16 protein-coding genes, 1 tRNA gene and 1 pseudogene are annotated in these 17,928 nt (G+C 63.0%); 15 read left to right on the top strand and 3 right to left on the bottom strand.

All coding sequences use genetic code 11. The features are described from left to right. Window positions 1-664 precede the first annotated feature (664 nt). The 3 genes from NKH03_RS31600 (at window position 665) to NKH03_RS31590 (ending at window position 2,927) form a co-directional block, all read left to right on the top strand. Window positions 665-1,582, top strand: a complete 918-nt coding sequence (locus tag NKH03_RS31600; RefSeq protein WP_352972809.1) for a DUF1003 domain-containing protein — start codon at window positions 665-667, stop codon at window positions 1,580-1,582. Window positions 1,583-1,740: 158 nt separating this feature from the next. After that, window positions 1,741-2,703: a DUF5655 domain-containing protein gene (locus NKH03_RS31595; RefSeq protein WP_352879413.1), complete on the top strand. Its 963-nt coding sequence runs from the start codon at window positions 1,741-1,743 to the stop codon at window positions 2,701-2,703. Window positions 2,704-2,850: 147 nt separating this feature from the next. Then, window positions 2,851-2,927: transfer RNA gene (locus tag NKH03_RS31590), tRNA-Arg, on the top strand. 8 nt (window positions 2,928-2,935) lie between these two features. Here NKH03_RS31590 and NKH03_RS31585 read toward each other — a convergent pair. Next, window positions 2,936-3,106 (bottom strand): annotated as a pseudogene (locus NKH03_RS31585) (hypothetical protein); the annotation flags it as partial. A 61-nt stretch (window positions 3,107-3,167) separates the two neighbouring features. On the opposite strand from NKH03_RS31585, the gene NKH03_RS31580 reads away from it, so the two are divergent. The 9 genes from NKH03_RS31580 to NKH03_RS31540 all read left to right on the top strand — a co-directional run bounded on the left by NKH03_RS31580 (window position 3,168) and on the right by NKH03_RS31540 (window position 11,775). Then, entirely contained in the window at window positions 3,168-3,497 is a 330-nt protein-coding gene (locus tag NKH03_RS31580; RefSeq protein ID WP_352972808.1) for an acylphosphatase, read from the top strand. A 93-nt stretch (window positions 3,498-3,590) separates the two neighbouring features. Then, window positions 3,591-4,244 (top strand): Rieske 2Fe-2S domain-containing protein, encoded by a 654-nt coding sequence (locus tag NKH03_RS31575; RefSeq protein WP_352972805.1) that lies wholly within the window; start codon window positions 3,591-3,593, stop codon window positions 4,242-4,244. Further along, on the top strand, window positions 4,241-5,086 hold the full coding sequence (locus tag NKH03_RS31570; protein WP_352972804.1) for an aromatic ring-hydroxylating dioxygenase subunit alpha: 846 nt from the start codon (window positions 4,241-4,243) through the stop codon (window positions 5,084-5,086). Before NKH03_RS31575 ends, NKH03_RS31570 begins: the two co-directional genes overlap by 4 nt. After that, on the top strand, window positions 5,083-5,742 hold the full coding sequence (locus NKH03_RS31565; protein WP_352972803.1) for a glutathione S-transferase family protein: 660 nt from the start codon (window positions 5,083-5,085) through the stop codon (window positions 5,740-5,742). Before NKH03_RS31570 ends, NKH03_RS31565 begins: the two co-directional genes overlap by 4 nt. Window position 5,743: 1 nt before the next feature. Next, window positions 5,744-7,123, top strand: a complete 1,380-nt coding sequence (locus NKH03_RS31560; RefSeq protein WP_352972802.1) for an amidohydrolase — start codon at window positions 5,744-5,746, stop codon at window positions 7,121-7,123. A gap of 25 nt (window positions 7,124-7,148) precedes the next feature. Continuing rightward, a complete protein-coding gene (locus tag NKH03_RS31555) occupies window positions 7,149-8,246 on the top strand; it encodes a BMP family ABC transporter substrate-binding protein (protein WP_352972810.1) in 1,098 nt (365 codons plus the stop codon). A 3-nt stretch (window positions 8,247-8,249) separates the two neighbouring features. Next, a complete protein-coding gene (locus NKH03_RS31550) occupies window positions 8,250-9,770 on the top strand; it encodes an ABC transporter ATP-binding protein (protein ID WP_352972800.1) in 1,521 nt (506 codons plus the stop codon). After that, window positions 9,767-10,867: an ABC transporter permease gene (locus tag NKH03_RS31545; RefSeq protein WP_352972799.1), complete on the top strand. Its 1,101-nt coding sequence runs from the start codon at window positions 9,767-9,769 to the stop codon at window positions 10,865-10,867. The genes NKH03_RS31550 and NKH03_RS31545 overlap by 4 nt, the downstream gene beginning before the upstream one ends. Next, the gene (locus NKH03_RS31540) at window positions 10,864-11,775 is read left to right on the top strand and encodes an ABC transporter permease (protein WP_352972797.1); all 912 of its coding nucleotides are present in this window, start codon (window positions 10,864-10,866) and stop codon (window positions 11,773-11,775) included. Before NKH03_RS31545 ends, NKH03_RS31540 begins: the two co-directional genes overlap by 4 nt. 75 nt (window positions 11,776-11,850) lie before the next feature. Here the strand turns inward: NKH03_RS31540 and NKH03_RS31535 are convergent, their stop codons facing one another. Together NKH03_RS31535 and NKH03_RS31530 are read right to left on the bottom strand one after the other, a co-directional pair. Further along, window positions 11,851-12,054: a CsbD family protein gene (locus tag NKH03_RS31535; protein ID WP_352972794.1), complete on the bottom strand. Its 204-nt coding sequence runs from the start codon at window positions 12,052-12,054 to the stop codon at window positions 11,851-11,853. 381 nt (window positions 12,055-12,435) lie between these two features. Next, window positions 12,436-13,545 carry a LacI family DNA-binding transcriptional regulator gene (locus tag NKH03_RS31530; RefSeq protein WP_352972792.1) on the bottom strand — a complete coding sequence of 370 codons (1,110 nt, stop codon included), beginning with the start codon at window positions 13,543-13,545 and terminating at the stop codon, window positions 12,436-12,438. Between the two features lie 574 nt (window positions 13,546-14,119). Between NKH03_RS31530 and NKH03_RS31525 the strand changes: the two genes are divergently transcribed. The 3 genes from NKH03_RS31525 (at window position 14,120) to NKH03_RS31515 (ending at window position 17,828) form a co-directional block, all read left to right on the top strand. Then, complete coding sequence (locus NKH03_RS31525) at window positions 14,120-15,082, top strand: sugar-binding protein (RefSeq protein ID WP_352872868.1); 963 nt, start codon at window positions 14,120-14,122, stop codon at window positions 15,080-15,082. A 156-nt stretch (window positions 15,083-15,238) separates the two neighbouring features. Further along, window positions 15,239-16,777 carry a sugar ABC transporter ATP-binding protein gene (locus tag NKH03_RS31520; RefSeq protein ID WP_352879423.1) on the top strand — a complete coding sequence of 513 codons (1,539 nt, stop codon included), beginning with the start codon at window positions 15,239-15,241 and terminating at the stop codon, window positions 16,775-16,777. A 55-nt stretch (window positions 16,778-16,832) separates the two neighbouring features. Further along, window positions 16,833-17,828 (top strand): ABC transporter permease, encoded by a 996-nt coding sequence (locus NKH03_RS31515; protein ID WP_352972790.1) that lies wholly within the window; start codon window positions 16,833-16,835, stop codon window positions 17,826-17,828. Window positions 17,829-17,928 lie beyond the last annotated feature (100 nt).

Here is a 17,928-nt window from a genome sequence, read left to right as displayed (position 1 = left end):
ACCGAACAAGCGCGCCTTAAATTGGCCAAGGCCTATCCAAAGCCAACGGCCAAAGAGTCATAATCCCTGTGCAGAGGTACTAGGCGATCAGGGCAAAACCCATCGCTTCGTCATCCACGGGCGGAGCAAGGAGCGTAGCGACGCGGCGCAGACCCGAGGATCCATGCCGCGACCTCCGAGCGCTGCCGCGGTGCAGAAGTTCGTGTGATGTCGGCGGGACAGCACCCCCCTCTGTCCTGCCGGACATCTCCCCCGCAAGGAGGGAGATTGGACTTGATGACTGCTTTCGCCAATCCCCAACGTCGAAAAGAAGGCGCCGTCGAAGCAAACTGCTGATCTCCCTCCTTGCGGGGGAGATGTCCGGCAGGACAGAGGGGGGTCCGCCGACATCGGGCAAGTCCTTCCCCGCAAGCGACAGGTTATAGCATGGGTCCTCGGGTCTTCGCTCCCGCTTCGCCCGTGGATGACGAAGTTGGTGAGGCTTCGGCCAATCTCGAATGTCTCCACCCGCTCTGAGCCCGCGAAGGGCAAGCCGCCGCCACCCCCATCGCCCCTCCGATCGATCAAAACCACTTGTCCGCCCGCGAAATCCATGCCCCGCGCTGGCTATGCGCCGCCACCTCTGCTTATCGTCCCGCCCAGCACCAGAGCAGGAGCCAGCACCATGAGCACCGTCCCGAAAACGCCCGAGCAGCCGGCGGAGAACGACAGCGGCGGCGAATATTTCGAGGCGCCGACCACCGGGCAGCTCGAGGCCGACCAGACCTCGGACGAGCATCTCGAAACGCCCGACGTGCCGGATTCGGAGCCATCCGCTCCGGGCGCCCACCGCGGCAAGCCGAAGAAAAAACCATCGGCGATATCGGGCCGGAAATTCCGCAAGCGCGATCTGGTGCGCATCGACACGCTGCGCCCGAGCCTCGCCGACCGCATCCGCTCCGATCATCCGGACCTGCCGGCCGGCGCCCGCATCACCCGCGCCGAGCTCGGCCGCTACCGTATGCGCTACATGGAGGAGCTGCTCCAGCAGGAACACGGCGAATTCTCCGAGCTCGACCGCCAGGTGGTCGAATCGATCGCCAGGCAGGACACGATTTCCGAAAACTCGGAGGAGGAGTTCGAGGAGCACCGGACGTTCGCCGACCGCGTCTCCGACAACATGGCCTCCTTCGGCGGCAGCTGGTGGTTCCTGATCTCGTTCGGCAGCGTGCTTCTGGTGTGGATCGGCATCAACGTGTTCGCGGGCATGGCGGGCGCTTTCGATCCCTACCCCTTCATCCTCTTGAACCTGCTGCTCTCCTGCATTGCCGCCATCCAGGCGCCGATCATCATGATGAGCCAGAGGCGGCAGGAGTCCAAAGACCGCCTGCGCTCCTTCAACGACTACCGCGTCAACCTCAAGGCCGAGCTGGAAGTGCGCCACCTGCACGAAAAGCTCGACTACCTCATCTCGCGCCAATGGACCCGCCTGGCCGAAATGCAGCAGATGCAGTTGGATGCGATGCACGAACTGACCGGCGCCAGGAAGCCGAAGCGCGCGCCGAGGCGGCGGCGGGCGGTGAAGAGTGAGGCGGGGCAGTGAGGGGTGGGCGCGGCGCGAGGTGATGACGGCCAGTCAGCCATGACGGGCGGCGGTCGCCGACAAAGGGTCCGGATGTTTCACCAGCGGCTGCTCCAACTGGACATTGAGCTGGAAATTCAAGACAGTCTGCGCCACGCAATTATTGGGTGGGCACTTTTTTGAGCGATATTAAACTGTTTCAATTCAACCAAGGGCAGATTCACGAACTAGCTGGCTCTGCCATACAGGTCGAAAAATCGCTTCAGCATATCTTTGAGGCGAACCTTGAGGCGCTATTAGGCGTTCGATTTCTAGCGAGCGAGCACTCAACTGGGCCAGTCCACGGTGGCCGCATCGACACGTTGGGGCTCGATGAAGACAATTGTCCCGTGATCATTGAGTATAAGCGCGCGGTGAACGAGAACGTCATCAATCAGGGTCTATTTTACCTCGATTGGCTTCTCGATCATCGAAAGGAATTTCAATGGCTGGCCATGGAAAAGCTCGGTCCCGAAGCTGCCAAGAATGTCGATTTCTCGGCTCCAAGGCTGCTCTGTATCGCCGGCGATTTTACCCGCTATGACCAGCATGCGGTAAAGCAGATCGCCCGGAACATTGAGTTGATAAGATATCGGCAGTTTGGTGAATCTCTGCTCATGCTAGAACTCGTTCACGCACCGAAGTTGGCCAAGGTAAACACATTTTCAGCCGCACCCGCCGTAACTAGCACTGCCGGCGAGGCCGCCGTGGCCACCCCGAACGAAGATCTGGAAGACCCTTATGCCACATACCGTATGGCGTATCGCCTGTCGCAAGCGAGCCCCGCTTTGCGCGATCTCCATGACGCCATCCGTGACTTTCTCATCGGTCTTGGAGACGACGTTCAGGTCAAGGAGCTAAAGTTGTATACAGCGTTCAAGCGCATAAAGAACTTCGCCTGCCTTGAGGTCTACCCTCAGCCGAAGGTTGCTGTTGTTTACCTCAAGCTAGACCCACGGACAATCACGGTTGAGGAGGGCTTCACCCGTGATGTGACGAAAATTGGCCACTACGGAACCGGCAATCTGCAAGTTTCAATCAGGTCAATGGCTGATTTCCAGAAGGCGCAGCCGTTGTTCATGAGAGCGTATGAAGGATCGTGATTGGTGCTCTCGCCTTTGATTCTGTGCACCAGCCCTTTTGATTTCGCACAACTCACTTGGCCGTTGAAGCCCGCGACGGGTTCCGCTAAGAAGCCATGGCTGGCCGGTTTACCGGCTGGTTCGTTTTCCGGATCGCCGGTCCTGAAAGCACCCGTAGCTCAGCTGGATAGAGCGCTGCCCTCCGAAGGCAGAGGTCACAGGTTCGAATCCTGTCGGGTGCGCCAATGTGCAGGCCGGCTTCCTTCAGCGCTTCGTGGCAGCCGATCGCGGTGCGGTCGTTCTGGCAGAAGATGGCGGTGGGCTTATCCTTCAGCGCCAGGAACTTGACGGTCGCGGCATAGCCCGCTCTGGCCGACCAGCGTATGGACCGCAGTTCGCCGCAATAGCACGCGTCGATTACCACTTCCGCCCGTTCAGTCAGACGCTATGCTGCCGACCATGACGCCAAGCCGCGAGGTTCGTTCATGATGAAGCAAAGTCGGCACCTCTTGCATGAGCGGATGACCATTCGCGGCGACCTCCAACCCGCGTCCTTCGTGCCTTGGATCATGCGCCATGCGGCCAAGCTCGGTCTCGCGCACCATGTCGCTCACGCAGGTACCGATCGCATCGAACTCGATATTAGCGGTGCGGCGGAACTGATCGATATGATGGAGATGGGATGTTCGCTCGGGCCAATCGACGTCTGGGTCGAGACGATCGACCGTGCTCCTGTCGAGCAAAAAACACATGGCTTTGCGTGTGGTTACCGGCCGTTTGCACTTAATTTGATCAATATTGCAATTGCGAAATAATTATGCATACCTCAGCCCATCGAGCGGTTCGCCAACTCCTTTCGCTGGCATCCCTGGTCGGCAAACAGTGGTATCAGTACGGAAAGTAAGGTCATGCTGTCCGACAAGACGGACACCTGGGTGCCGGTCGCCCTTTCCCAGGATCTGCCAGCAGGACAGGCAATGCCGGCGTGGACGCCCGCCGGTCCCATTGCCCTCTGGCGAAGCCAATCGGGGCGCTTGGCGGCATCGGCGGATCGCTGTCCGCATCGCGGCATGCGCCTCTCCCATGGCTTCGTGCGCGGCGAGGCGCTTTCCTGCATCTATCACGGCTGGAGCTATTCGCAGGCCGGTCGGTGTCTGCGCATTCCCGCCCATCCCAATCTCACGCCGCCGGAGACGATTCGTGTTGCGACCCGGTTGGTCGAAGAGGCAGGCGGGATCGTCTGGGTCGCTGACGGAGAGCCCGACGGCAAGCCACCCCTTTTTGAAGATTACGTCCCGCTCCGTTCATTGACGGCCCGTGCCGGACGTTCGGCGCTCTCTGCCGCTGCCGGTACGAAGGCCGCCGCTGAAGGATTCGCCTGGCCGGCGCCCGGCGCGCCGGCAATCCGCCTGCTGACCATCCCGCAGGAGACCGCCGAGACGCTGATCCACGTCCTTGTTCCAGCCGATTGTGGTGCGTCCGGGCGCATCGCCGCCTCGCGAGCCGCCGAGAGCCTTCGGCGCATGGCCGAACGGATCGAGGCGAAAGGGGCTGCGTCATGATCGACGATGCGATGCGCGACGAATGGTATCCGGTCGGGCTTTTCAGCCGGCTCGACCGCGATGGGCGCGAGAGCATCCTGATGGGCGAGCCGATCAAGGTTGCGCTCGACGCCAATGGCGCGGCGAAGGTGACAGGCGAAAACGGGCGCGTGCTGCCCGTTTCGGTGCGCTATGGCCACATCTGGTCATCGCTCGGTGAACCGAAGAAGCCGGTCTTTCCGATTCCCGAGGCGGACCAGCCCGGGCGCCGCTTCGTCGATGTCGGTGTGGTGCGGGTGCGCTGCTCGCCGCTCCGCGCCGTCGAGAACTTCCTCGACATCGCACACTTCCCCTTCGTCCATACCGACATCCTCGGCTCGGAGCCGCATACCGAGGTCGAAAACTACAAGGTCGAGATCCGCGAGGACGAGGACGAGGTCTGGGCAACCCAGGTGAAGTTCTACCAGCCGCAGGCGGCGAAATCAGCGAGCGGGGGCATCACGACGGAATATATGTACCGCGTGCCGGCTCCGACCTGCTCGGTCCTTTACAAGACCTGCCCGCCGCGCCCGGGCGAATGGGATGTCATTGCGCTGTTCGTCCAGCCGCTTGCCGAGGATCTCTGCGACGTCTGGCCGTGGATGGCGCTCTTCGATGACGAGACGCCACTGACCGACCTCATCCATTTCCAGCAGACGATTTTCCTGCAGGACCGCTCGATCCTCGAAAACCAGATCCCGCGGCTTCTGCCGCTCGATCCCGGCATGGAGATCCCGACGCGCGCGGACCTGACCTCGGTCGCCTATCGCCGCTGGCTGAAGCGCCGCAATTATACCTACGGCGCGCAGTTGGTGGCGCAATGAGGCTTTACGACTACGTCCTCTCCCCAAGTTGCTACAAGGTGCGCCTGATGGCGGCGCTGTCGGGCGTGAAGCTCGAGATCCGCCCGGTCGACTTCCATCCCGGCGCCGAGCATCGCGGACCAGAGCTGATGGCGCTTAATCCGGGAGGCTCCATCCCGATCCTCGAAGACGGCGACCTGATCCTGACCGAGTCTTCCGCCATGCTTGGCTATCTCGCCGCCAAGGCCGCACCGGCCTGGCTCGGCAGCGGCGCCCCCGAGGAGACGGCGCGCATCCAGCAATGGCTTTCCTTCTCGCACAGGCTGACCGCCAGCCTCGGCGGCGCGCGCCTGCACGAGATGCTGCTGCGCCCCGGTGACATCGGTGCGCTTCAGGCCAATGGCATGGCGGCACTGCGTGAACTGGAAGCCGGCCTCTTCGAACAAAAAATCCGTGGCAATCGGTTTCTCGCGTCCGACCGGCCGACGATTGCCGACATTGCCTGCTTTCCCTATGTCGTGCTCGCGCCCGACGGGGGCGTTTCCCTCGACCCGTATCCCACGATCCGGCTCTGGTCGCGAGCGCTCCGCAGCCTCGACAACTTCATCGAGATGCCCGGTATCCACCGGCTGCACGAGTTGAAGCCCGAACCGCGACCATGCCCGGACGAGGCGTGAGATGACCGGCTATCTCCTGAAGAATTGCGCAGCAGTCATCACCGATGAGGGCAAGGGTCCGAGCGTCCGGCGCAATGTCGATGTACTGACGAATGGGCCGCGGATCGAGGCGATCGGGGAAGGCCTGCACGGAGGCGAGCTGCCGGCCGGCACCATCGTGCGGGACGCCGACGGCTGGTTCGTCTATCCCGGCCTCGTCAACACGCACCATCATTTCTTTCAGTGCTTCGTGCGCAACCGTGCCGAGCTCGACTGGACGAAGCTGTCGGTCATCGAATGGCTCGACCGGATCTATCCGATCTTCTCCCGGCTCAACGAGGATTGTTTCTACCACGCCTCGATCACGGCGATGGCGGAGATGATCAAGCACGGTTGCACGACGGCCTTCGACCACCAGTACAATTTTCCACGCCATGCCGGAAAGCGGCTCATCGACCGGCAGTTCGAAGCGGCCGATCTTCTCGGCATGCGTTTCCACGCGGGCCGCGGCGGCAACACGCTGCCGAAGTCGGAAGGCTCGACCATTCCGGACGAGATGCTGGAGACCACGGACGAATTCATCGCCGACTGCGCACGCCTCACCGACACTTACCACGACGCCAGCCCCTTCAGCATGCGCCAGGTCGTCGTCGCGCCCTGCCAGCCGGTCAACTGCTACCGCGAGACCTTCGTGGAATCGGTTTCGCTGGCGCGTGATCGCGGGCTGCGGATGCACACTCATGTCGGCGAGGGCGAAAGCCCGGTCATCGAGGCCCGCCATGGCATGCGCACGGTGGACTATCTCGAGGAACTCGGATTTGCCGGCCAAGACACGTTCTATGCCCATTGCTGGGAGCTGACGCATGACGAATTGCGGGTGATGGCGGCGAGCGGCACCGGTGTTTCGCATTGTCCGGAGCCGGTCTATCTGGTGGGTGCGCAGGTGACCGATATTCCCGCCATGTCCGCCTTCGGCCTGCGCGTCGGTCTCGGCTGCGACGGTGCTGCCTCGAACGACAATTCCAACCTCATGCACTGCATCCATTCCGCCTACATGCTGCAATGCCTGGCGGCCTCGACGCGCGCTCATCCGGTGCCCGCGCCGGCCGATTTCCTCGGCTATGCGACAACGGGCGGCGCCGCGCTTCTGGGCCGCAAGGACATCGGCCGACTGTCGTCCGGCATGGCCGCCGATCTCTTCGCGATCGACACGCGCCGCATGGATTATGTCGGCACGCGCCACGATCCGTTGAGCCTGATTGCCAAGGTCGGCATCGGCATGCCCACCGACATGACCATGATCAACGGCCGCATCGTCTGGGAAAAGGGTGCGTTTGCCGGGCTGGACGAGGCCCGGCTTGCCGCGGACGCGGAAGCCGCTCTTGCCGCGGTGGAATTCTGACAACTTAAAAAGGGGAACTGACATGCTGAACTACCTGACTCGCAGAACTCTGATGAAGGGCCTTGCCGCGACGGGGCTTGCCGGCACGCTTGGCGGCCGTCCCGCCTTCGCGGCCGACGAGCCGCTCGGTATCACGCTCGTGCTCCCGTCGCCGGTCGGCGATGTCGGCTGGGGCCATGCGCTCGCCGCCGGCCTCGAGCCGGTCAAGGCCGCATATGGCGACAAGGTGAAGATCACCGTCATCGAGAACATCGCCGAGGGGCCGGACGCCGACCGGATCATGAACAAGACCGTCGCCGACGGTAACAAGTTCCTGATCGCAGGCTCATTCGGCTACCAGAATGGCGCACTGCAGATCGCCCGCCGCGATCCCGGGGTCACCGTGCTGCATGCCTCCGGCTTCCAGACCGCGCCGAATTTCTCGCCCTTCGCGGCGAAGTATTTCCAGGGCACTTACCTGCTCGGCATGGCCGCCGCGGCTCTTTCCAAGACCGGCAAGCTGGGCTCGGTCTCGGCCTTCGCCATTCCGGAGCTGATCACCTCGATCAACGCATTTACGCTCGGCGCACAGACCGTAAATCCCGCTGTCGAGGTTTCGGTCGTCTGGGTGAATTCCTGGTTCGACCCAGCCAAGGAACAGGAAGCAGCCAAGGCGCTGATGGCACAGAACTGCGACGTGATCTTCTCGAACGCGCAGGATACACCCTCGGTCATCTCGGCCTGCGAGGAGGCTGGCGTCTACGCGTTCAACCTCAATTCGTCGATGAAGAAATATGCGCCGAAGAAATATCTCGGCTGCATCGCGACGGACTGGTCGCCCTTCTTCAAGGCTTCCGTGGATGCCCACATCGCCGGAACCTTCAAGGGCGCCAACGCCTTCCTCGGCGTCGCCGAAAAGGTGGTGGAGGTCGCGGACTGGAACTCGGATATCCCAGCCGACACGATGACGAAGATCAAGGAGGTGGCGGCGAAGATCGCCGACGGCAGCTTCTCGCCCTTCACAGGCCCGATCACCAAGGCCGACGGCAGCGAAGCCGCCGCCGCCGGTGCGGCGATGGCGGATGCCGAGATCGTCGCGATGGACTGGCACGTCAAGGGTGTCACCACACCGCTGCCGAAGTAAGTCATGAGCCCGCCCCTTCTGTCGCTGCGCGGCATATCGAAGAGCTACGGCCAGATCCGGGCCAACCAGGCCATCGATCTGGACGTGGCGCCCCAATCGATCCATGCGATTCTGGGGGAGAATGGGGCGGGCAAATCGACGCTGATGAAACTCATCTATGGCGTCGAACAGCCGGACGACGGCACCGTCGTCTGGAACGGAGAACCCCTGAGCCTTGCCTCGCCGGCCGAGGCACGGCGCAGGGGCATCGGCATGGTCTTTCAGCATTTCTCGCTGTTCGAAACGCTGACTGTTGTCGAGAACATCCAGCTCGTCGTGCCCGGCGGCAAGGCGGAGCTGGCGGGGCGCATCCGCACCCTCGGCCAGGATTTTGGCCTTGAAGTAGATCCTCTGGCCGATGTGCACGCGCTCTCGGTCGGCGAGCGGCAGCGGGTTGAGATCATCCGCTGCCTGATGACGGACCCGAAGCTGCTCATTCTCGACGAGCCGACCTCGGTGCTGCCGCCGCAGGCGGTGAAGAAGCTGTTCGACACGCTCAGGCGGCTTCGCGACCGCGGCGTGTCCATCCTCTTCATCTCCCACAAGCTGGAGGAAATTCGCACGATCTGCGACCACGCGACCATCCTGCGGGGAGGGCGCGTTATCGGCACCGTCGACCCGCGCGACCATGATGCGCACGACCTCGCCCGCATGATGATCGGCCGCGACATGCAGGAGGTGATGCCGGCGTTGGCCATGCCCGAGGGGGAGAAGCGGCTGGAAATAATCGGTATGGACTACACGCCGGATGACCCTTTTGCCACGCCGCTCTCCGGCATCAGCCTCACGGTACGATCAGGCGAGATCCTTGGCATAGCCGGAATATCGGGCAATGGCCAAGGCGAACTTGCCGCGCTCATCTCGGGCGAAGCGATGCTGAAGGAACAGCGCGACCGGATCTTCATGATGGGCCGCGACGTAGGCGCACTCGATGCGGCCGCGCGCAGGAGACTCGGGTTCGCCTTCGTGCCCGAAGACCGGCTCGGACGCGGCGCGGTCCCTGAAATGTCGCTCGTGCTCAACACCGTTCTTACCGCCCATCCTTTCGATCTCGTGAGGCACGGCCTCATCGACGACGCCGGAGCGACGGCTTTCACCAGCGAATGCATCCGCCGGTACGACGTCCGCACTTCCGGCCCGGCTGCCGAAGCTGGTTCGCTGTCCGGCGGCAATCTGCAGAAATTCATCGTCGGTCGCGAGATGATGCTCTCGCCAAAACTGCTCTTCGTGGCGCAGCCGACCTGGGGTGTGGACATCGGCGCTGCGTCCGCCATCAGAAGGCGGCTCATTGCGTTGCGCAACAAGGGCATGGCGATCCTCGTCATTTCCGAGGAACTCGAGGAACTTTTCGAACTCTGCGATTTCATCCAGGTGCTGCATCATGGAATGCTGAGCCCGCCTCTGGTCACGCGGGACACACGCCCCGAAGATATCGGCCGGTACATGATCGGCGCACATGCCTCGCCAGAGAAGGTTCCTGCATGAATGTTCGGGCCGCGACGTTCCTCCCCGCGCTGGTCCGCCGGGAGCATGCCTCGCTCGTCGCGGCCATGCTGGCCCCGGTTGCCGCGCTTGGCATGGCGATTATCCTCAATCTGGGCCTTTATGTGCTGATAGGCCGAGATCCGGCGACCGTGCTGTACGCGATGCTTCTCGAGCCGTTCCTCTCCTGGGCATCGTTCGCGGAGGTGCTGCTCAAGGCGGGGCCTCTTCTTCTCATCGCGCAGGGGCTGGCGATCGGTTTCCGCGCAAAAGTGTTCAACATCGGCGCGGAGGGCCAGTTCATCCTGGGCGCTATTTTCGCCTCGGCGATCCCCGTCTGGTTTCCGCAGGCGAGCGGGCAGTGGATCTGGCCGCTGATGCTGCTTCTCGGTGCCGTCGGAGGTGCGCTTTGGGCATCTATCACCGCCTTCTGGCGGGTCCGGCTCAATGCGAACGAGATCCTGGTCTCCCTGATGCTGAGCCTCGTTGCGGCGCAAGTCCTCAATTACCTGCTGCTCGGCCCCTGGAAAGACCCGGCCGGCTTCAATTTCCCACAATCCGTGATGTTTCAGAACGACGCGATGGTGCCGACCCTGATCGCCGGTACCCGCGTCAACGTCTCGCTGCTCATCACGCTCGCGCTCTCGCTGGCGGCCTGGGTTTTCATGCAGCGAAGTTTCATGGGTTATAAGCTCAAGGTCGGCGGCCTTGCGCCGCGCGCGGCCGGTTACGCCGGCTTCAGCGAAGGGCGCGCGATTTGGCTGTCGCTTCTGATCGGCGGCTTCGTGGCGGGACTGGCGGGCGCCGCGGAAGTCGCGGGGCCGCTCGGCCAGTTGCAGCGCTCGATCTCGACCGGCTACGGTTATGCGGCAATCATCGTCGCCTATCTCGGCGGCTTGCATCCGATCGGCATCATCTTTTCCGCGCTCTTCATGGCTGTCCTCTACATCGGCGGCGACAATGCGATGGTGTCGGCAAACTTGCCGATCGCCGCCGTCCGCGTCTTCCAAGGCAGCTTGCTGCTTGCCTACCTCGTCGCTGTCGCCTTCGTGCGCTACCGCGTCGAGTGGCGCCGCCCCCATCACCGGAGACAGCCATGAACGCCGTCGAGTTCATTATTTCGGGCATGCTCGCAGCCGCAACCCCCTTTCTCCTTGCCGCACTCGGCGAGCTGGTGGTCGAGCGCGCCGGCGTCCTTAACCTCGGCGTGGAGGGCCTGATGGCCCTCGGCGCGGTGCTCGCGTTCATCGTCGTCTACCATGGCGGTGGACACCTGCTGGGCTTCATTGCCGCCGGCCTCGGCAGCGCCGTCCTGTCCCTCGTTTTTGCAGTGCTGGCACTCGGATTCCGGGCAAACCAGGTCGCCACAGGCCTTGCGATCGGCATCCTCGGCCAGGGCCTTTCGGCGCTGTTCGGCAAAAGCTACGAGAGCCTGACGGTCAAGGGGCTCCCGAAACTTGCCTTTCCCGGCCTCTCGGAAATCCCGGTAGTCGGCAGGCTGTTTGTCGAAGACATCGTCGTATGGCTTTCCCTTGCCGCGACGTTCGCGATCTGGGCGGTGTTTGCCTATACGAGGGTCGGTCTTGTCGTGAGGGCAATCGGCGAGAATCCCAAGGCTGCCCACGCCATCGGCTATCCGGTCATCGCAATCCGTGTCGCGGCGATAGCCTTTGGTGGCATGATGGCGGGTTTTGCCGGCGCCTATGCGGCGGCGGTATACACGCCCCTTTGGGCGGACGGCATGATTGCCGGACGTGGCTGGATCGCGATCGCACTCGTTGTCTTTGGTACCTGGCTCGCTGGCCGCATCTTCCTGGGTGCCTGCCTCTTCGGCGCGGTTTCGCTGATGAGCCTCGCCGCCCAGGCGACCGGTCTGGACGTGTCGTCGCAGCTGCTTTCCAGCCTTCCCTATCTCGTTACGATCGTCGTGCTCGGTGTCATCTCTGCGGACCGCCGCCTGCTCAGGCTGAACGGCGTCGCCTCGCTCGGCGAACCCTTCGAACACTAGTCACGAGGCAATGTGATCTGCGCAACGAAAGCGGCGCGGTCCATAGCGGCTCAAAATTGACTAGCTCAAAGCTGTCTACCAGCCTTGCCGGCCATACCATTCATCGACGTCTCGGCGTACGCGATCCTTCGCCAAGCCGTAGCGTTGCTGGATCTTGCCTTCGAGCTGCTCGCGCTTGCCGGCGATGCGGTCTAGATCATCATCAGTGAGCTTGCCCCACTGTTCCTTGACCTTGCCTTTAACCTGCTTCCAATTTCCTTCGACGCGGCTCCAGTCCATGGTGGCGAACTCCTTCGTTTCTCTGGTGGAAAAACGGGCGTATGGCCGCGGGGTTCCGCTACAACGGCGAACAAGCGACAGCCGCGATTTGGAAGCCGATTTTCGTTTCGATCAAACAGCCTCGATGGAACATTAGCAGTCCCTAAAGGTTGATACGTGCGGCAGGTGGTGCCCTCCATCGCCTGCTGAAGATAGGGGCGACAGCCCCAATCGGCCCGCGCTCTCCGCCAGAGGCGCGGGCTTTATAAATTGACCAAGGGAATAAACCGGCCAAGCGAAGCGATGACCGACAAGCCCTACGTCCTCACGTGTTCGAGAAGCCGCATTGGCGGACCGCGAGGCAGCTGAACAACGATTAATCCGGCGGCGATGCGATCTCTCCTATGACACCCCCACCACAGCCCGCACACTCTCCCGTTCCACCAGCGGGCACTCCAGCTTGGTAATCGGATACCGCCCGCGTCCAGGTGCCGCCGGCGCTTCCAGCTGTTCTATCGCCCATTGGCCCATCGCCATGTGCGGCAGGATCGAGGTCGTCAGCGGCGGGAACAGATGCCTGGCGATTTCCTCGTCGTCGTAGCCAACGACGGAAATATCCCCAGGGATGCGCAGGCCGGCTTCCTTCAGCGCTTCGTAGCAGCCGATCGCGGTACGGTCGTTCTGGCAGAAGATGGCGGTCGGGCGGTCCCTCAGCGCCAAGAGCTTGACGGTCGCGGCATAGCCCGCGCTGGCCGACCAGTCGCCCTCGACCACCAGTTCCGGATCGAACGGGATGTCGGCGGTGGCGAGCGCGCGGCGGTAGCCTTTCAGCCGGTCTTGTGCTGCCTGCATCCACGGCTCGCCGGTGATAGTGGCGATGCGGCGGTGACCGTGGCTGATCAGATGGCGGGTGGAGCTCTGGCCGCCGGCGATCTCGCTCGGCACCACGGCCGGGAAGGCGTAGTCCGCCGTGTAGCAATTGAGCAGGATCACCGGAATGTCGAGGCCGTAGAGATAGTCGGGCGCGGTGATCTCGCGGGTGAAGATGGTCATGTAGATCAGCGCCGAAATGCCCCGCTTGGTGAGTGCGGCGATGGCGCGCGGCTCCATGACGGAATCGCCAAGCGTCTGCGCCACCAGAAGCACGTTGCCGGCATTCCACGAGGCCTGCCGCGCGCCCTCGATGGCGACGACGGCTTCCGGGCTGGTGGCGAGCTGGTCGACGGCGAAGCCGATCACCCCGTCCAGCCCTTCAAAGGCGGGAAGCGGCGGGTGAAGTGCCGAAAAGGCGGGCGCGGCATAGCCAAGGGTCCGCGCGGCCTCGATCACCCGCTCGCGGGTCTGCTGCGACAGCTTGATGCCGGGCGAATTGTTGAGCACGAAGGAAACGGTCGCCTGCGAGCAGCCGGCGGCCCTGGCGATGTCGGTCATGGTGACGCGACCCCTGGCGCTCTTCGCCGGCGCCTTGCGGCGCCTCACCGTGTCGATGGCCGGATCCGTGGTTTCGCTCATGTCACTCCTCCAGCCTGTCTAGCGGCGGCCCGTCAGGCCGGCAAGATGGCGTGACGTTGTCGATTTATAGAGATCGTCGCACGGATTTATATCTATTAGTAGCTTCAAGGTCTATCCATCCGGCATCTCCATACAGCCCGAAGTTCAAACGGCATAAGACATAGGCGTTGGCGCAGCCGAGGCGGAGGCTCGCCGGCGGATGTGCCGCGAAGCGCAAGCATACCCAGGGATATCGCCTCAGAACTAATACTGTTTACTAATACAAAAATGCGCTGTACCGTCAATCTGTCGCGTCCGGGCCGGTTGGACTCGGGGCGGCGGGAGTACGAGAAATGGCCCGATGGCGAGCGGATATTAACCCCGCAAGCCTTGTCTCGGATATGTGATATGTCCGACAAATCGGACTATTTACGAACGAAGGATGAGTCTCTAAGGTCCGCATCGTGGCTGGAAGGACGCCATTCTTTCGGTGCCGGGAACCCTTTGAGGAGGAGGGCGTCCAAGCTGCAAACGGCAAAATCAGGTCAGTGCAAGATCGGTCAGTCGCACGACTGAACCAAACGGGAGGTTGAACATGAAATCCTTGATACGAAATGCATCCGTAGCCACCGCGGCGCTGCTGCTCGGCCTGTCGGCCACGGCAATCGCGCGCGCCGACGACAAGCCGACGCTGGCCTTCGTCGTCAACGGCGCTTCCGATTTCTGGAAGGCCGCCGAAGCCGGCGTCAAGAAGGCGCAAGGCGAACTGCCGGACTACAATCTCGAACTCAAATATCCCGAGCAGTCCTCGGTGGCCATCCAGCAGCGGCTGATGGACGATCTGGTGACCGCCGGCGTCAAGGGCATCATGGTCTCGGCCGTCGATCCCAAGACCTCGACCGATGGGCTGAACAAGATCGCCTCGGAAACGGCGCTGTTCACCACCGACTCGGATGCCCCGCAGACCAAGCGCGTCGCCTATATCGGCTCGTCCAACGTCGATGCCGGCAAGCAGGCGGCCGAAATCGCCAAGAAGGCGATGCCCGATGGCGGCAAGTGCCTCGGCTTCGTCGGCCTGCTCGGCGCCGACAATGCCAAGGAGCGCATCCAGGGCATGAAGGATGGCCTGGCCGGCACCAAGATCGAGCTGATCGACGTGCGTGGCGACGACATCGACCAGGCGCGCGCCAAGAAGAACGTCGAGGACGCGCTGGTCGCCAGCCCCGACGTCACCTGCATGGTCGGCTTCTACTCCTACAACACGCCGCGCATCTATGAAGCGCTGCGCGATGCCGGCAAGCTCGGCTCGATCACCGTCGTCGGCTTCGATGACGATCCGATCACGCTGGGCGGCGTCAAGGAAGGCACCGTTGCCGCAACCGTCGTGCAGCAGCCCTTCGAATGGGCCTATCAGGGCATGAAGCTGATGGCTGCCTATCTCAAGGGCGACAAGTCGGGCATCCCGGAAGGTGGCCTCATCATCGTCCCCACCAAGATCATCGGCAAGGACGATGTCGACGCCTATGCCGCCAACCTGAAGGCGATGTCTGGAAACTGATCGTCGTTAGCGCTGCCCCCATCCGCCTCCGGCTCCCTCTCCCCCTCTCTATACGGGGAGAGGGTAAGGGTGAGGGGTAGCGCGACGCCTCGCTTTTTATTGACGGGTTCGATCAGGCCAGTCAGTCTGTGAGCCCGCCAACTGCTGTCAGGCATGATGAACTATTCCGACACATCCATCGCCACGACCACCCCGTTCCTCAGCCTCGAGAACGTGCGCAAGACCTATCCGGGCGTCGTCGCGCTCGACGGCTTCTCCATGGAGGTCAGGCCGGGCGAGGTCATCGGCCTCGTCGGCGAAAACGGCGCCGGCAAATCGACACTGATGAAGATACTCGGCGGCGTCACCACGCCGGACAACGGCACGATCACCGTCGACGGCATCGCCCACAATAGCCTGACCGTCGAAGCCAGCCTGGGCTCGGGCATCGCCTTCGTCCACCAGGAACTCAATCTGTTCGACAATCTCGACGTCGCCGCCAACATCTTCTTCGGCCGCGAGCCGTTGCGCGCCGGGCCGCTCAGGCTCGTCGACCGCGCAAAGCTGCGCACCATGGTGGCGCCGCTGTTGAAGCGCGTCGGCGCCAATTTTTCCCCCGACACACCGGTCGCCGCTCTGTCGCTGGCGCAGCAGCAAATGGTCGAGATCGCCAAGGCGCTGTCGATCGAGGCAAGGCTGGTCATCCTCGACGAGCCGACATCGAGCCTGCCACTCGCCGAGACCGACAAATTGCTCGACGTCATCAAGGCGCTGAAGGCCGACGGCATCAGCGTCATCTTTATTTCGCACCGCCTGCACGAGGTCGAGCGCGTCGCCGACCGCGTCGTCGTGCTGCGCGACGGCATGCTGGCCGGCACCTTGCCGAAGAGCGACATCGGCCATGACCAGATGGTCAAGCTGATGATCGGCCGCATGCTGAAGGAGCGCGAAAAGGCCTCCGAGGCCGCGCGCGCGCCCGGCGCCACAGCGCTTTCGGCCAAGGCCATCCGCACGCCAGCCTATCCCGGCCGGCCGGTCGATCTCGACGTCAGGCGCGGCGAAATCCTCGGCCTTGCCGGCCTTGTCGGCTCCGGCCGCACCGAACTGGCGCGGGTTTTCTTCGGCATCGACTCAAGTCTTGGCGGCGCGCTCGAGCTCGACGGCAAGCCGCTTGTGCTCGGCTCGGCGGCCGACGCCGTCGCGCATGGCATCTTCCTGGTGCCGGAGGACCGCAAGCTGACCGGCATCCTGCTCGACCTGTCGATCGCCCAGAATATTTCGCTGCCCAATCTGCCGGCGCATGCGCGACGCTCCCTGGTTTCCGCAAGCGCCGAGACCGCCACCGCCGAGAAACAAAAGAAAGATCTCGGCATCAAGGCGCCGTCGGTGCAAACGCGCACCGGAACGCTGTCGGGCGGCAACCAGCAGAAGGTCGTGCTCGGCAAATGGCTGGCCATGAATCCGAAAGTGATGATCCTCGACGAGCCAACGCGCGGCATCGACATCGGCGCCAAGGCGGAAATCTACGGGCTGATGCGCGCTCTCGCCGATGCCGGCGTCGCCGTGCTGATGATCTCCTCAGACATGGAAGAGGTGATCGGCGTGTCCGACCGCATCGCCGTCATGCATGAGGGCCAGATCTCGGGCATTCTCGACAAGGACCGGTTCAGCCAGGAAAACGTGCTGCTGCTGGCGGTGGGTAAGCAGCCGAAATAGGTTTTTGCCGGGGTCTCGCGCAAGCGCGATCTGCTCAGGCATTGGGGAGAAAACGATGAGCAAGAAAGATCTCGGCCTGCTGATCCTGATCCTGGTGGTCGGCGCCATCGTGGCGATCATCAATCCGCGCTTCCTGTTGCCGATCAACCTCGCCAACACCTCGAACCTGATCGGCCTGTTCGGCATCCTGTCGATCGGCCAGGCCTTCGTCATCATCACCGGCGGCATCGAACTGTCGGTCGGCTCGGTGGTTGCGCTGCTGGGAACGTTGTTCATCGACTTCATCGCCGTGCGCGAGGTGGCGTGGCCACTGGCCTTCGTGCTGATCCTCTTTCTTGGCGCCATCATCGGCCTGGTGCATGGCTGGCTGATCACAAGGCTCAAGCTGCAACCCTTCGTCGTCACGCTGTGCGGTCTTCTGATCTATCGCGGCGTCGCCCGCTTCTACACCGCCGACGGCACCGCCGGCTTCGCCTTCGGCCAGAACTTTCCCGAGCTCGAATTCATCACCGCCGGGCGCTCCTATGGCGTGCCGAACAGCTTCATCGCGCTGATCGTCATCGCCATCGTCATGTGGGTGGTGCTGCACCGCTCGGTGTTCGGCCGCTATCTCTACGCCATCGGCAAGAACGAGGAAGCGGCGAAATATTCCGGCATCCGCACCGGCCGCGTCGTCATGGCGGCTTACGTCATCTGCGGCGTGCTGACGGCGCTGTCAGCGATCTATTTCGCCATGTATACGCGCTCGATCTCGCCGGCCAGCCACGGCCAGTTCTACGAACTCTACGCCATCGCGGCCGCCGTGCTCGGCGGCTTCTCGCTGCGCGGCGGCGAGGGCTCGCTGATCGGCGTCATCCTCGGCACGGTGCTGCTGCAGGAGTTGCAGAACCTCGTCAACCTGCTCGGCATCCCGTCCTCGCTCAACTTCGCGGTGATGGGCGGCGTCATTCTCATCGGCGTGCTGGTCGACCAGCAATGGGGCGTGTTCCGGGAACGGCGGCTGATGGTCGACGCCACCCGCAAAAGCGCCGCCGGCGCGGCCGCGGAATAACTGTGCCGCCTCTTATCCTTCTCCCCCTGTGGGCTAGCGTGCGCACACATTTGCTTCGGGTTGATTTTGCGAGGCGAGAACGAAGCCGTCTGTGATGGCG

It is taken from the genome of Mesorhizobium sp. M1406 (assembly GCF_040317555.1).
Classification (GTDB): Bacteria; Pseudomonadota; Alphaproteobacteria; order Rhizobiales; family Rhizobiaceae; genus Mesorhizobium.
Note: the sequence above shows the minus strand (reverse complement) of the source record. Positions and strands in the feature narration are given on the sequence as shown.